Here is a 14871-nt window from a genome sequence, read left to right as displayed (position 1 = left end):
AAGCAAAAAATGGACAATGCCTATCCAAAATTGGAAATCTGCTATGAACCGCTTTAGTATCATGTTTGAAGAGCGTGTAACCAAGTATTTTTAAAACTGTATTTACACAGAATTATTTACACCCTCTAAAATTAAAGCTCACGAAAGTGGGCTTTTATTTTAATGGAACCACTCTGTGTAAAATCAAATCCTCGGGTGCAGACTTCATATTTTCCTCAAACTGCACTGCAAAAGATAAATACATTAAAGAGTTTCTAACCAATCGAATAAGATCCATTAATGAGCTTTCAAATTCCGATAAAGGTATTTCTAAAATATAATTTGCTTTCTTTTCTTTTTCTTTTATTTTTTCCAATATTTCTAAGTATTCAATAGACTTAGCTTCTCCTTGTTCCATTAAAGTATTTTCCTGTTCTTTTAATTGCTCATACGCAAATTTTGATGTCATATCAAACTTTGTATTTAGCTCATATCCAAAATCGTCAATAACTCTAAAAGACCGATGTTCTAGACTGTTCCGAATCTTCGCCAATCTAGGCTTTTCAACTTTTCCTTTAAAATTTATTTCATTTACTTTATCTGAACCACTCAGCTGATCAGATTCAATTTCTTTTAAAATATAAAACAAAGCGTGTAAAAAGTAGTTCTTTGAATCCTTCAGTTTATCACGTGGCTTAAATTTTCTATTTTCATTCCATCCAAAAACTTTTGAAAAAGTAATTTGACGATCACTCATTTCTAAATCTAAATACTTAGCTAAAAAGTATGAAATTTTGTCAAAAATTGAATATAAAATTCTAAAAGCCGATTTCATTTGTGATGTTTTTAAATTATCAATTGCATGTAAAGTATCATACACATGTGGATAGGTTTTATTATAAAAATGTTGAGTATCCGTTTTTATTTCAGAAGCTTGAAAAATTAAAAATCTAGCATAAGTATATTCATTTCTAAGCTCATCAAAATTTGAATGATATACGAGACTTTCTTTAAGGCTCAAAGACGAATTAATTTTATAGGTCATATCAGGAAGCCCCAAAATGTCCTGAAGTACAATTTCATCCTCAAACAAATCGTTTAAGTCATTTAAAAATAATTTGTTTTCTGCACTCCAAACCAGATACCTAAGCTCAGCCTTAGTTTTTGTCTTTTGTTTATATTCTTTTACATAATCAAAATCAGTATCTTGGAAGTGCTCATGATACCAGCAAGTAAAATGATATAAATCACCTGTCTCCTTTAACGGAATTTTCTGTTCCTCTTCTAAAGCATCAAAACTCATGTATGCCTGCTTTATCAACTGATTTGCAAAATAGTAATGAATATTTACATGTGATTGGTCATACAGTTGACTTGACCTAAAAATTACACCTTGTGCTTTAGCAACTAACGCTACAGGGTTATTATCCATTTTTATTGCTTGATCCCAATAATATTGAGCACAAAAACTGCGCCCTATTGAAGATAAAAAATTCCCAAAATTTGTTTTTTTAAGGATATATAATGACTTCTCATACAAATTAACCGTAGTTATTAAGTTTTTCAAAAACCAGTGCTCATCCTGATATTTATAAATTTCAGAACTACAATTCGCTAAAATATAGTAGAAATAACCCTCACAACACTCATCAGTAAAAGTGAACTCTGTTTTTAAATGAACATTAAAGCACTCGACTAGTTCAGCTTTTCGACTAGCATCCAATAACAATTCATCTACTAACTGCGCTAATTCATTTAATTGTTGTAGCCCCAATTTCATAATATTTTTCTAATAAAAAACCCATACCTAAGTATGGGTTTTACATGGTTTTTATAGCGTATGCAAATTAAACATTAAGCCACTTTTCAGCTTTCGCCTGATCTTCCACTTTTAACTCAACTTCAGTTAAAACAGAACCAGCTGCATTCACTTCAAATGTCATTAACTCATCACGACGGAATGCATGAATAGTAAAAGTACCATCTTGTTTAGCATATTTTTCTGCAAGCTTCGCTGTGGCTTTAATGCCATCAATCGCCACAATCACATCATTGGCAGAAAGGCCTGCTTTAGCAGCCACCCCATCACGGCGTGCAGAAGACACAACCACACCTTCTGGCTTGTCTGTTAGTTTCAAACCAAATGGCAAAGCTTTATCGCTGTTTAATGTATAGCTTAAACCAAACTCAGGGAATAATTGATCCAGTGGCAATTCATCGGTCGTGTTAACCAAATGATTGATTTGCTCAACCCAGTTATCACCTGTGAGTTCATTGCATAACTCTACAATCGTACGTTCATTAACTTGTATGCCATTTTGCGCATTTACATACAACTTACGCATTAAGGCATCAAGGCTAGAACCACGCAAACGCAAGCCTAAATCTAGGCATAAAGCCACCAAACAACCTTTGTTGTAATAGCTTGTACCTGCGTTATTGGAGTTTTCATCCTGACGGTAGAATTTTACCCACGCATCAAAACTTGATTCAGATACCGACTGAACCTCACGCCCCGGATTTTGCAAATAGCGATCAATCTGAGCTTTCAACAACTTGATATATGACGCTTGAGAAATCACACCACTTCGAAGCAAGATTAAATCATCATAATACGAAGTGAAGCCTTCAAAAATCCAAAGCAGTGAAGTGTAACCTTCTCTGTTTAAATCATAATTGACAAAGTTTTCAGGGCGAATGAATTTTACCAACCAAGAGTGGAAATATTCATGGCTACATAAACCCAAGAAACGCTGATAATCCGCAGAAGGCTCTACAGGCTCATTGGCTTTTGGCAAATCGTCACGCGGGCTAATTAAGCTCGTGCTGTTCGGATGCTCTAAACCACCATAACTGTTGCCAGTCGCCATAGTCATAAAGGTATAGTCTTTAAATGGCGCCGAACCAAACATTTGAATTTCTGTTGCACAGATTTTTTCAATGTCTTGTTGCATACGTGTGGCATTCATTGCATGTTTGCCAGACACCACAAATTCATGCGGAATGCCTTCAGCTTCAAAGCTAAAACGTGTTTGCTCTGCAAGCTCAAACGGTGCATCAATTAATTGTGCGTAATTGTCGGCTTCTAAGGTAAAACGACCTTTCACTAAAGTGCGTGACTTCAATCCTGTTGCCAATTGAAAGTGCTTTAACTCTTGCGGTAAAAACAACTCAACTTCAATCGCCTTATGCTCCTGCCCTTCCAAAGCTAAGCATACACATGCAGGATTCACATATAAGCGTTTTTCATCAACATAGGCACCACGCACCGATAAATCATACGCATAAACATCATATTCAACCGTAATCAGCTCATGATCCGTATTAAATAAACGCCATTTATTTTTTTCAAATTTTTGAATTTTTAAAATTCGACCATCTTCATCATAAGCACGTACAGACTCAATATGCTTTGAAAATTCACGGATTAAATAGCTACCCGGAATCCATGTTGGGAGAGACAAGATTTGCGTTGGATCTGCAAGAAAACGTGCAGTGACATGAACCAAGTGCTGACGATAATCGTCAAATTCGATTTGATAATGCAACATAATGGGCAATATAAAATAAAAATAGATAACTTAGTAACTAGCTTAACATTTTTTTATTGCTACAGCGCTGAACTGTCGTAATTGTCTACAATTAAGACTAGTCAGCAGAAAAAAAAAGGCATAGCATTCCTAAAATTTTTTTGTATTTTCAGCCTAAGGATAGGCCGTAAGGAAACCCATTGAAACGCGTAATTTACTTCATCTTGGCGCTCGCAGCTTTATGCTCCACGATAACCCATGCAGCCTTACTCAACATCAAGCCTGAATCCGTAGAAGCTGAAGCTTGGACCATTCTAGATCCTCAATCTGGACAAGTCATCGCCGAGCACAATAGTCATCTTCAACGTGCCCCTGCATCATTAACCAAAATGATGGTGGCCTATATTACGCTTAAAGAAATTCAGGCTGGTCACCTACGCAAAGATGAAGTGCTAACCGCAACACCTGTTGTAAAACTTGTGCAATGGGACGAATCCCAAATGTATCTTAAAGAAGGTGAGCAAATCACGATTGATCATCTTCTTGCAGGTTTAGTGGTTATGTCTGCCAATGATGCCGCTGTTACACTTGCAGAGCGTATTTCGGGTAGTGTTCCAAAATTTGTAGAGCGCATGAACAAAGAAGCCAAAGCATTGGGGATGAATGACTCACATTTTGAAAATCCACCTGGTGTCACAATGCCTGAGCATTATTCATCAGCAACTGATTTAGCGCGTTTAGGTGCTGCCCTAGTTAAAGAAGTTCCAGACTACTTAAACTACTCAAAACAACAAAGTTTTTCTTATAATGGTCGTTTTCACCGTGCAACCAACATATTATTAAAACAAGACCCGAGTGTGGATGGCTTAAAAACAGGCTTTACCCGCGCTGCAGGTTACAATCTAGCGCTCACCGCAAGCCGACCAACAGGACGTTATAATGACCCTGATCGTCGCTTAATTGTTGTGGTATTAGGCACAAAGAGTGGTTTAAAACGCGCAGAAGTTGCGCACAAACTGATGAACCTCGCTTATGTCTACACACGCAATGAAGTTGCAGTAAAAGACAAAACACTTTTGGCTGAAGTCCCTGTGATTAAATCTACTTTGAAAATGTTTAAAGTTGAAACTAAAGCACCACAAATTATCAGTACAGCGCTTGTTGATCCTGCTGTTCAGCTTGATTTAGCCAATTTTGATCCTTTACGCCAACGTATTGCACAAGACTTAGGCAATGGTCAAATTCAAGTCCTTGAGCCACTCCAACAAACCAATACTAACTTAGAAGTAAAAATGAATGAGAAGTTGCTAACCGCACCACTGTCTCAAGTGATGAAACTTGCAACAATCGAGGTCTATCAAAACAATCAGCTCATCAATAGCTTTGATATTGAAGATGACGTACAGATTGAAGAAGCTGGCATTTTCCAGCGCTTTTTCCACTGGTTAAGTAGTTTATTTGGTGGCAGTGTAAATAGCGAAATTAAAACTTATCCTATTGGCAAATAACTTTTGCAATGATGTGTTTCTGTAACATGTCAGACAAAGGTTTATAAAGCAAAATAAGAAGATGGCATACTAAGGCCATCTTTTTTTTACAATAATAAAATAGGTAACTGCAATGCCGAATGACAAAAATACCACTTCAGAAAGCACAGCTCCACATCGAATCGTGATCGTTGGTGGTGGTGCTGGCGGTTTAGAACTTGCAACACTATTGGGCGGCAGTTTAGGTAAATCTCAAAAAGCTCACATTACTTTAGTCGATTTAAAACTCAACCATGTGTGGAAACCCCTACTGCATGAAATTGCAGCAGGCACCATGAATATTAATGATGAAGCAACCAACTATTATGCACATGCCAGCAAAAATCATTACGAGTTTGTACTAGCTAAGCTAGAACAAGTCTATTCCAAAGAGCAGCAAATTGGCTTAAGCCCAATTATCAATGGTAAATATGCCTCTACAAATGAAGAAACACGTCTAAGTTATGACACCCTCATTTTAGCTGTAGGCTCAGTATCCAATGACTTTGGTACGTCAGGTGTACAAGAACACTGCCATTACTTGGACAGCCTACAACAAGCTGAAGTCTTCCAACAAGACCTTCTACACCTATACCTCGATGCCCAAAATAAAAATGCTGACCGCACACTCACCATAGGCGTGATTGGCGCAGGTGCAACTGGGGTCGAACTGTCAGCCGAGTTAATTCAAGCCAAAGAAAATTTCTATAAATATGGCTTAAATAAAATCCATCCAAACAATGTCAAAATCACCTTAATTGAAGGTGCAGAACGAATTTTACCTGCCCTGCCTGCCCAAATGGCAGATCACGCACAACAGCAACTCACACGTATGAAAATTGATGTTTTGAGTGGCAAGCGTGTAGAAAAAGTCGACGCGACTCATATTTATTTTAACGATGGCACGAGCATTCAAGCAGAACTCAAAGTTTGGGCTGCAGGGATTAAAGCACCAGATGTCATTAGCCAATTAGAAGGTTTTGCTAAAGACAGAATGGGACGCCTCGAAGTATTTGCTACCTTACAAACCAAATCTGATCCCAATATATTTGCTCTAGGTGATTGTGCACACTGCCAACCGCGTGCAGATGAACCTGTATTGGGCCCGCGCGCGCAAGTGGCTAGCCAACAAGCCTCTTTTCTTGCTGAAGCCATGAAAGCACGCATAAAAGGTCAATCCCTACCTATGTTTGTATTTTCTGACAAAGGCTCTTTGGTGTCATTGAGCAAACATAAAGCGGTTGGCGAGTTACTTGGTCAAGTGAATGTTCAGGGCTTTGTGGCTAAATCGATGTATGTTTCATTATATCGCTTACATCAAGCTACTATTTATGGCTATACCCAAGCTGGCCTGCTAACAGCCAAAGATTTTGTTACACGAAAAATCACACCAAAAATAAAATTGCATTGAAAAATAAATATTCATCCCCATTAATGAAAAAAGCATCAGAAGAACTGAAATTTTGCATTTTTTTCGCAAATTCAGTCTACAAAAGTGCAAATTCACTTTATGATGTAACCCTTAAAAAATTGAACGGATCAATAACATGACTGCTATTGCAAATAACCTCGTGGTTTCTTTCCACTACACATTGACTAATGCAGAAGGTGAAACTCTTGACAAATCTCAAGGTGAACCACTTGCATATTTGCACGGCGCAGGCAACATCATTCCTGGTCTTGAAAATGCACTTTTAGGCAAAACTGTTGGTGAAAAATTCACTGTTACAGTACCCGCTGCTGAAGGCTACGGCGAATACAACCCAGAACTAGTTCAAGAAGTTCCTGCGCAAATGTTCCAAGGCGTAGACAACATCCAAGCTGGTATGCAATTCCAAGCGCAAACTGATGATGGCGTTCAAATCGTTACTGTTAAATCTGTTGAAGGCGACAACGTAATCGTTGATGCTAACTTCCCACTTGCTGGTCAAGATTTAACTTTCGAAGTTGAAATCGTTGAAATCCGTGAAGCTTCTCAAGAAGAACTTGACCACGGTCACGTACACGGTGCAGGCGGTCACCACCACTAAGATCTATTGATCTAAAGTGTGAAAAGGCAAAGTTTTTACTTTGCCTTTTTTTATGGCTTTTATTTGATTTATTTGTATTTGATTTCAACGATTGTTTGTATAAATCTTCAGATTGTGCAGTTGTAGATATGAAAATTACATTCTATCGACTCGTTACGCTCCTACAATCCCCACGCTCAATAACAGTCACAACCAGTTAAATAAACATAGCCCCTTAAGCTTTAAATTAAGCTAATTGAATTCTCTATATAAATACACAAACTCACAGTGCAATAATGCTTATTGGCCTGCACCATTTTTTTATTTTTAAGACATAAAAAAGCAGAGGATCGACCTCTGCTTATTTACACATAATAACTGCTTATTTACGCTGAATATAAATGGCTTGCGCTGCTGGCAAGTTTTTACGCATCGCATCAATACGCTGTGTATTTGATGGGTGAGTCGACAAGAAAGTTGCACCCCCCTTACCATCGAGTTTGTTCATTTTTTCCCAAAGTGTGATTGCTGCTTGCGGGTTATAACCAGCACGCGCCATCAACATTAAACCACCTTGGTCTGCTTGGCTTTCCAAACTACGAGAATATGGCAAACCTACACCAATTTGACTTCCTAATTGCGCAGCTGCAGTACCAGTCTGACCTACACCCGCAGCACTTAAACCAATACCAAGAGCAATGTCAGTTAATGCTTGCGCACCAATTTTTTGCTTAGAATGCTCTTCTAAAGCATGGGTCATTTCATGGCCCATAATGGCTGCAATTTCGGCATCGGTTAAATTTAGTTTATTTACAATACCTGTATAGAATACAACCTTACCACCTGGTGCAACATAAGCATTTACCTGATCAGATTTCAGCACAGCCAATTGCCAATCAAAACGAGTGCCTGTTTGATTGTATTGATCTGCTACAGGTTTAAGACGATTAAATACAGCATAAATACGCTTATAGGTTGCAGAACTTGTATCTAGGGTTTTATTACTATTGGCTTCTTGAACCGTTTTATTAAAACCTTGACTGGCTGCTGCATTTAAAGTCGCAGTATCAGCACCTGCCATATCAGCAATAGTCGTACAACCCGAAAGAGTCAACGTACCTGCAACACACAGGCCCATCCATATATTTTTATTCATTGTATTTAAACTCCAAAACATCAGTATTCCACAAAAATATGCTTCATTATATTCTTTAAATTTAGGAGCTTAAATAAATATTAAGGACAAATTCATTTAATTTATGTAACGGCTTTAGCCAATAAACTGCATATAGAGCCAATACAACAAACAAGCGATATTTAAAACAAAATAAGCTTTCATTAACGGCTTAATTTTAAGATCTAATGCCTCATCATTACGTTTAAACAATAAGTATGCATTTTGAATCAGAATCACAGGTGCTAAAACGCAGGCAATCATTACAGACAACCCCACAAAAGCCTGATAAAAGATATCTGGATGATAGCTTTGCCCCTGAATAATCAGCATTGCGATGGTGGGAGCACCACCCATTGCAAACAATAACGAATACAAAATTGTTTTGGCAATATTAGGTTGTAAGGTCATAGCATCTTTATTCATTTTACTTTGTGGTATTTTTTAACGTGAATTTGCGCTACAACATAGTCAACTTTAGTCGGCAAAAAAAGGAATGCCTAAGCATCCCTTTTTTGAATCTTCAATTTAATCTTTATTTAAATCCGTATTAAGGCTTTGCACTTGCGGTATAAAATTGTTTTGCCTCAGCTAAGCTTTTTTTCAAATCAGCAATACGGTCATTATTTGATGGATGTGTTGAGGTAAACTTCTGTGCACCATTCGTGCTACCCCCATCCATTTTATTCATTTTTTCCCATACTGTAATCGCCGCATCTGGGTTATAGCCTGCTTTAGCCATCAACATTAATCCACCACGATCAGCTTTTGATTCTAAATTACGTGAGTATGGCAATCCCACACCATATTTACTCCCAATATCTAAAGCTTGCGATCCAGTACTACCAAGTTTATCGCCAGCATAAGCCTTTCCAGCTTTCACTGCTAAATCCGTAATGGCTGTTGCGCCTGCTGCACGCTTTGAATGTTCTTCAAGTGCATGTGTCATTTCATGCCCCATTACAGCTGCAATTTCTGAATCTGTTAATTTTAATTTAGTCACAAGTCCAGAATAAAATACGACCTTACCACCTGGCATTACAAAAGCATTTAGCTCATCTGACTTTAATACACTCAATTTCCAATCAAACTGCTGGCCTGTTTGATTCACCTGATCGGCAAAAGGCTTCATTTTTAAAAATATGGTATTGATGCGCTTATACGTTGCAGATGTTGTATCTAAAGCTTTTTGCGCTTTCGCATCTTCGACAATCAGCTGATAATCTTGCGCGGCATTTAAATTTAAAGTAGCAGAGTCATTTCCTGTTAATTCAGCAACAGTTGTACAACCAGACAGACTTAGGATCAGGCCAAGCCCCAGTAAACTTTTATTATTCAACATTTTTTCACCAAAAATAATTAATTATTATAAATTATGTCTTATTTGACATTTTTATTTATAAGTGCCAACTATAAATCATTTATGAATAAAATACAATCATTTAGTTATTGAATATGAAGGCAAAAAAAAGCCCTACGCATGTAGGGCTTTTTTATTCCATTTAAAAATGCAAATTAAGCATCAAATGGATGGCGAAGAACGATTGTTTCTTCACGGTCTGGACCAGTTGAAATAATGTCGATTGGACATTCGATCAATTGCTCAAGACGTTTAACATAGTTAATTGCCGCTTGTGGTAATTGCTCAATCGATTTAGCACCGAAAGTAGACTCAGACCAACCTGGCATAGTTTCGTAAATAGGTTTTAAAGTTTCAAATGCAAGCGCATCAGAAGAACCTACACAACCAGAATCAGCTGCTTCGTAACCTACACAGATTTTCACTTCTTCTAAACCATCTAGAACGTCTAGTTTAGTTAAGCAAATACCAGAAAGTGAGTTTACTTCTACTGAACGACGTAGAATTTCAGCATCGAACCAACCACAACGACGTTGACGGCCAGTAGACGCACCAAATTCAGAACCCACTGTACCTAAGTGTTTACCGATTGCATCACCAACATCGTTAGCAGCATCATAAACAAGTTCAGTTGGGAACGGACCAGCACCTACACGAGTTGTGTATGCTTTCGTAATACCCAATACATAGTCAAGGTGTAATGGACCAAGACCTGAACCTGAGCTTACGCCACCAGCAGTGGTGTTTGAAGAAGTAACATACGGATATGTACCATGGTCAACGTCAAGAAGTGAGCCTTGCGCACCTTCAAACATGATTTTTTTACCAGCTTTACGGTATGCGTGAAGTTCACCAGTCACGTCCATTACCATAGGCTCGATTACTTTGCGCCATTCGTCGCATAGTGCAATCACATCTTCAACTTTAACTGCTTCAACACCGAAGAATTGAGTCAATTGGAAGTTATGGTACTCAAGAAGCTCTTCTAGTTGAGCTTTAAGATGTTCACCACCACGTACCAAGTCAGCAACACGGATTGCGCGACGAGCAACTTTATCTTCGTATGCTGGACCGATACCACGACCAGTCGTACCAATTTTCGCATTACCACGTTTAATTTCACGTGCTTGGTCAAGAGCAATGTGATGTGGAAGAATCAATGGACAGTTTGGAGAAATACGTAGACGTTCACGTACAGGCACGCCTTCTTTCTCAAGGATATCCATCTCTTTGATAAGTGCTTCAGGTGAAAGTACAACACCGTTACCAATTAAGCACAGTACGTTTTCACGTAAAATACCAGATGGAATGAGGTGTAATACAGTTTTCTTACCACCTACAACTAGAGTGTGACCTGCGTTGTGTCCGCCTTGATAGCGAACTACCGCAGCCGCTTGATCTGTGAGCAGGTCGACGATCTTACCTTTACCTTCGTCGCCCCATTGGGTACCAAGTACCACAACATTCTTGCCCATAATAGCCTCATTGCATCATGCTGTTAAAATTGGAAATAGCGTGTGTGCCCGCAGGCACATCCGCGGTTAAATTTGTTTGATTGTCCATTCGTCATTTGCGCGCACCAATTGGTGTGTCGCAGATGAAATTGAATTTAAATCATCATTACCTAGCAATTGAACCACACTAAACCCTTCGTTACGTGCTGAATCAATTGCCTTTAATAAATCTGCTTCAATGCCTTTAGGTGCAACCAAAACTTGAGTGCTCTGAACTTGACCAGCTGTTAAAGCATATAAGTCACAAGAGAAACCCGTTGCTGGACGTGCACGACCAAAGTGCTCACCAATACCATCATAGCGACCACCTTGAGCCAGTGGTGCAGCACGGTTTGGTGCATATACTGCATACATTAAACCAGTGTGATAGTGATATGAACGAAGTTCAACCACATCAATACCAATATCTAGCGCTGGCCAACGTGCTTGAATTGCTGCTTGAGTCGACTTCACAGCATCAAAAGCAAGTTTAAATGCTTCGTTCGCTAATACTTCAGGCGTTAAATTAGCTTGCAGTGCATCTAAATCACTTGCAAAACGACCTAATGTATAAAAGTCTGCACCAAACGGAATAGTTTGTGTGAATTCAGCAAGTTCAGGCAAAGCTTTGCGTTGATATAAGTCAGACAATTGGCGTTCAAGCGCTTTGCTCAAGCCTGCTTGTTTCACCATGCTACGGAATAAACCGACATGCCCTAAATCAAGATGAATACCATCTGCATGACCGGCTTTTTCAAGCAAGTTGATCATGACATCAATCAGCTCAACGTCAGCATCAATGCTGTCTGAACCAAATAATTCCGCACCTAACTGTAAAGGTGCACGCGTGGTATTAAAACCCTGTGGCTTAGTATGTAGTACTGTACCAGCGTAGCAATAACGAGCTACACCTTCGACAGGATGTACATGCGCATCAATACGAGCCACTTGTGGTGTCATATCGGCACGCACACCAAGCAAACGACCTGAAAGTTGGTCGATCACTTTAAAAGTGGCTAAGTCTAAATCTTGATTCGATTCTGAAAGAGAAGATAGAGATTCGATGTATTCAATGAATGGCGTGTACACCAACTGATAACCTCGAGATGCGAGGAAATCTAATGCTTCACGACGCAAAGATTCAATCACTTGCGCCTGTTTTGGCAGTACATCAGCTACACCATCAGGTAATAACCATGTCTCTGAAATGGGCATGTTGTAAACCTAAATTCTTGTCAGCGCGGAACAAATCCGCATAAAAAAATCGGGAGCACACCCGATTTCTCCTAGTCTAGCACGATCACTTAGCTTGTGCACATGACTTTTTCATAAATCATGTGCAAATAAACACGCTTGTATGAAATCTATCGTTATATTTTCTTAAGAACTGATTATATAAAGTATTTTTATGAAGGAAATAGCAAACTACCTGCGCATAATTTACACATCCAAGCGCTATTAACACCTAAGAATAACGCACCAAAAACTAAATACTATAGTGGTAATGCCGTGGTTTGCTTAATTCGCTGTAATGGTATTTCTGTTTTCACACTCTGTATGCTGATAATTTTGTTTAAATGCTCAACCTGAAAACGTCGATATGCATCCAAATCTGCCACAACTATTCTTAAAAAGAAGTCACAATCGCCTGCCATTAATTGACATTCAACCACCTCTTGCAAATCTTGTATTGCCTCTACAAAACTATTTACTGTATTGGCATCTTGTCCTTTCAACCAAATCCGTGCAAAGACTGTTAATCCTAAATTTAATTTTTGTGGATTTAACAAGGCAACATATTTTTCGATATAACCCTCATCTTCCAACTGTTTAACCCGACGTAAACACGGTGATGCAGACAACCCCACCTGCTGGGCCAGCTCATTATTTTGTAGCTTCCCTTGATGTTGCAATACTTGCAAAATCCGTTTGTCTAATTGATCCATAATTAAAGCACTTAATATCTCATTTAAGATAAAATTAGCAATAAAATTGCGTTAAGGCAAAACATAACCCCAATTTCAATCACAAATGCCAACATAGACAGAATAAAATAGATTTTCTATTTGCAGTTTAATGCCCAACATGTACAGCCTTCGTAGCAGCTCAACACATACACCCAACACACAAGTTCAAGCAACAGAATTTAAACGTGGTCTCAAAGTGTCTCTACCACTACTGCTGGGTATTATTCCATTTGCTTTGGTTTTAGGTGCTCAAGCGACGCAAAAAGGTTTTTCTGCAATAGAAGTTCCACTGCTCACAGGTCTTAATTTTGCAGGTGGGTCCGAGTTTGCCATTTTAGAAGTCTGGACCAATCCACCCAACATTCTTATGTTGATTTTTATTACCTTTTTGGTGAATAGTCGCCACCTACTTATGGGTGCAAGCTTAGTGCCCTTTTTACGTCATTTACCCAATAAAACGGTTTATACCGCATTATTTTTTATGTGTGATGAAAGCTGGGCTGTTGGTTTAGCCGATGCACAAAAGAAACAAGGAATTTTAGCCCCCTCTGCATTTAGCATGATGTTTTATGCGGGCATTTGTACAGCGCTGTACCTTATGTGGGTCGGCTTTACTACATTGGGTGCCATGATTGGACCTATCTTAGGTGATATTAGTCGTTTCGGCTTTGATATGGCATTCCCAGCGGTATTTTTAATCTTGCTACGCAGTATGTGGAAAGGAATGACTGCGGCACGTCCATGGTTGGTGAGTTTAATTACAGCTGCTTTAGCTTATTTATATTTACCTACAGGCTGGTATGTCCCTGTCGGTGCAATTTGTGGCATTGCTTCAGCTTTTTACTTTGTTGGAGATGATGCATGATTCACACAGCCACCCTTATTGCCATTCTTTTTGTCGCGATCACAACCTATTTAACCCGTATATTGGGTTATGTTTTATTAAAAAATAAAACGCTGAGCACAAAGCAAAAACAAATCTTAGAAGTCGTACCTGGCTGTGTGCTCATTTCAGTGATTGCACCTTATTTTGTACGTGATAATCCTGCGGACATGATTGCAATCGTAGTGACATTAATTGCAGCATCTCGCTTGTCACTACTGCCAACTGTCATCATTAGTATGAGTACTGCGGCTTTTTTACGTATGGCACTCAGCTAAACAATGTATTCAGCACTTCCTATTTATTCTTTTGAATTAAAAAAGCTCAATGCATATATTCAATATGCACCGAGCTTTATTCACATCATTTAAAGATATTCTCTTAACCAATAGCAATAAAGCTTTATTCTTTAGGAATAACTACTTTTGCCAGCAAGGTTACCAATTCGGCATTTTGTAATTCGACTTGCTGTAATTTATGTGTGGTTTGATCTAAAACCTCTTGTTGGGTATGCATTTTTTTTGCTAAATCTTGCATAATTTCTAAAGTTTTTTTCAAATTCTGCTCAAGATTTACAACTTTCTGATCCAGTTGCACGTGCTCAGACTGCTTAAAAACTTCATCCCCTTGGTTTTTAAATTGCATCCATGTTAAAAAAATTACCGCCATAGACAGCAAAAAAACAAATCCCCACAAAATAATCATGTGCAAACTCTACTTATATATTTAATTCCATTCTATCTTAACCAAATTCGAGTTAAATGGGTAATCCTCCCATAAATAACCGAAGTTAAAAGTAGAGGTTAAGCAGTCATTAGAGGTGGCTTTCCTTTGTTAGCTTGATGTGGTCTTTCATGGTTGTAATGCCACAACCAGTTTGTTGCATAATCTTGTACTTCATCCAAAGTATCAAATAAATGCTTGCTCAGCCAACTATAACGTATGGTCCG

The 14871-nt window shown here is 38.5% G+C and carries 15 protein-coding genes; 5 read left to right on the top strand and 10 right to left on the bottom strand.

Features of this window, described 5'->3' with window-relative positions:
* Positions 1–154 precede the first annotated feature (154 nt).
* Both HYG93_RS18640 and HYG93_RS18635 read right to left on the bottom strand, forming a co-directional pair.
* On the bottom strand, positions 155–1759 hold the full coding sequence (locus HYG93_RS18640; RefSeq protein ID WP_218646869.1) for an LA2681 family HEPN domain-containing protein: 1605 nt from the start codon (positions 1757–1759) through the stop codon (positions 155–157).
* A 67-nt stretch (positions 1760–1826) separates the two neighbouring features.
* Entirely contained in the window at positions 1827–3530 is a 1704-nt protein-coding gene (locus HYG93_RS18635; RefSeq protein WP_106986364.1) for a M61 family metallopeptidase, read from the bottom strand.
* Between the two features lie 179 nt (positions 3531–3709).
* Here HYG93_RS18635 and HYG93_RS18630 point away from each other — a divergent pair, with 179 nt between their 5' ends.
* From HYG93_RS18630 to HYG93_RS18620, 3 genes are all read left to right on the top strand, one after another.
* Positions 3710–5017, top strand: a complete 1308-nt coding sequence (locus tag HYG93_RS18630) for a D-alanyl-D-alanine carboxypeptidase family protein (protein WP_106986363.1) — start codon at positions 3710–3712, stop codon at positions 5015–5017.
* A gap of 112 nt (positions 5018–5129) precedes the next feature.
* Positions 5130–6446 carry an NAD(P)/FAD-dependent oxidoreductase gene (locus tag HYG93_RS18625; RefSeq protein WP_178962765.1) on the top strand — a complete coding sequence of 439 codons (1317 nt, stop codon included), beginning with the start codon at positions 5130–5132 and terminating at the stop codon, positions 6444–6446.
* 136 nt (positions 6447–6582) lie between these two features.
* Positions 6583–7065, top strand: a complete 483-nt coding sequence (locus HYG93_RS18620) for a peptidylprolyl isomerase (RefSeq protein ID WP_106986361.1) — start codon at positions 6583–6585, stop codon at positions 7063–7065.
* Between the two features lie 361 nt (positions 7066–7426).
* On the opposite strand, the gene HYG93_RS18615 is transcribed toward HYG93_RS18620, so the two are convergent.
* The 6 genes from HYG93_RS18615 to HYG93_RS18590 form a co-directional block, all read right to left on the bottom strand.
* Entirely contained in the window at positions 7427–8200 is a 774-nt protein-coding gene (locus tag HYG93_RS18615; RefSeq protein ID WP_106986383.1) for a M48 family metallopeptidase, read from the bottom strand.
* Between the two features lie 114 nt (positions 8201–8314).
* Complete coding sequence (locus tag HYG93_RS18610) at positions 8315–8629, bottom strand: hypothetical protein (RefSeq protein ID WP_106986382.1); 315 nt, start codon at positions 8627–8629, stop codon at positions 8315–8317.
* A gap of 139 nt (positions 8630–8768) precedes the next feature.
* On the bottom strand, positions 8769–9560 hold the full coding sequence (locus HYG93_RS18605) for a M48 family metallopeptidase (protein ID WP_106986360.1): 792 nt from the start codon (positions 9558–9560) through the stop codon (positions 8769–8771).
* A 173-nt stretch (positions 9561–9733) separates the two neighbouring features.
* Entirely contained in the window at positions 9734–11053 is a 1320-nt protein-coding gene (locus tag HYG93_RS18600; protein WP_106986359.1) for an adenylosuccinate synthase, read from the bottom strand.
* Between the two features lie 66 nt (positions 11054–11119).
* The gene (locus HYG93_RS18595) at positions 11120–12286 is read right to left on the bottom strand and encodes an ATP phosphoribosyltransferase regulatory subunit (RefSeq protein ID WP_106986358.1); all 1167 of its coding nucleotides are present in this window, start codon (positions 12284–12286) and stop codon (positions 11120–11122) included.
* Between the two features lie 278 nt (positions 12287–12564).
* On the bottom strand, positions 12565–13017 hold the full coding sequence (locus HYG93_RS18590) for an Lrp/AsnC family transcriptional regulator (protein ID WP_117007747.1): 453 nt from the start codon (positions 13015–13017) through the stop codon (positions 12565–12567).
* A gap of 139 nt (positions 13018–13156) precedes the next feature.
* Between HYG93_RS18590 and HYG93_RS18585 the strand changes: the two genes are divergently transcribed.
* Together HYG93_RS18585 and HYG93_RS18580 are read left to right on the top strand one after the other, a co-directional pair.
* A complete protein-coding gene (locus tag HYG93_RS18585) occupies positions 13157–13903 on the top strand; it encodes an AzlC family ABC transporter permease (RefSeq protein ID WP_106986381.1) in 747 nt (248 codons plus the stop codon).
* Complete coding sequence (locus HYG93_RS18580) at positions 13900–14199, top strand: AzlD family protein (RefSeq protein ID WP_106986357.1); 300 nt, start codon at positions 13900–13902, stop codon at positions 14197–14199. The genes HYG93_RS18585 and HYG93_RS18580 overlap by 4 nt, the downstream gene beginning before the upstream one ends.
* 124 nt (positions 14200–14323) lie before the next feature.
* On the opposite strand, the gene HYG93_RS18575 is transcribed toward HYG93_RS18580, so the two are convergent.
* Positions 14324–14626: a hypothetical protein gene (locus tag HYG93_RS18575; RefSeq protein WP_106986356.1), complete on the bottom strand. Its 303-nt coding sequence runs from the start codon at positions 14624–14626 to the stop codon at positions 14324–14326.
* A 98-nt stretch (positions 14627–14724) separates the two neighbouring features.
* Positions 14725–14871, bottom strand: a 147-nt coding sequence (locus HYG93_RS18570; protein WP_178962764.1) for an integrase core domain-containing protein, incomplete at its 5' end; no start/stop codon positions are given.

Source organism: Acinetobacter sp. SwsAc6, assembly GCF_013391565.1.
Classification (GTDB): domain Bacteria; phylum Pseudomonadota; class Gammaproteobacteria; order Pseudomonadales; family Moraxellaceae; genus Acinetobacter; species Acinetobacter cumulans.
This window is presented reverse-complemented; position numbering and strand designations above follow the sequence as displayed.

Coding starts and splice junctions, on each gene's coding strand:
- HYG93_RS18620 (WP_106986361.1), top strand. CDS start 6,583: ATGACTGCTATTGCAAATAACCTCGTGGTTTCTTTCCACTACACATTG.
- HYG93_RS18640 (WP_218646869.1), bottom strand. CDS start 1,759: ATGAAATTGGGGCTACAACAATTAAATGAATTAGCGCAGTTAGTAGAT.
- HYG93_RS18590 (WP_117007747.1), bottom strand. CDS start 13,017: ATGGATCAATTAGACAAACGGATTTTGCAAGTATTGCAACATCAAGGG.
- HYG93_RS18605 (WP_106986360.1), bottom strand. CDS start 9,560: ATGTTGAATAATAAAAGTTTACTGGGGCTTGGCCTGATCCTAAGTCTG.
- HYG93_RS18575 (WP_106986356.1), bottom strand. CDS start 14,626: ATGATTATTTTGTGGGGATTTGTTTTTTTGCTGTCTATGGCGGTAATT.
- HYG93_RS18610 (WP_106986382.1), bottom strand. CDS start 8,629: ATGACCTTACAACCTAATATTGCCAAAACAATTTTGTATTCGTTATTG.
- HYG93_RS18595 (WP_106986358.1), bottom strand. CDS start 12,286: ATGCCCATTTCAGAGACATGGTTATTACCTGATGGTGTAGCTGATGTA.
- HYG93_RS18615 (WP_106986383.1), bottom strand. CDS start 8,200: ATGAATAAAAATATATGGATGGGCCTGTGTGTTGCAGGTACGTTGACT.
- HYG93_RS18625 (WP_178962765.1), top strand. CDS start 5,130: ATGCCGAATGACAAAAATACCACTTCAGAAAGCACAGCTCCACATCGA.
- HYG93_RS18580 (WP_106986357.1), top strand. CDS start 13,900: ATGATTCACACAGCCACCCTTATTGCCATTCTTTTTGTCGCGATCACA.
- HYG93_RS18585 (WP_106986381.1), top strand. CDS start 13,157: ATGTACAGCCTTCGTAGCAGCTCAACACATACACCCAACACACAAGTT.
- HYG93_RS18600 (WP_106986359.1), bottom strand. CDS start 11,053: ATGGGCAAGAATGTTGTGGTACTTGGTACCCAATGGGGCGACGAAGGT.
- HYG93_RS18635 (WP_106986364.1), bottom strand. CDS start 3,530: ATGTTGCATTATCAAATCGAATTTGACGATTATCGTCAGCACTTGGTT.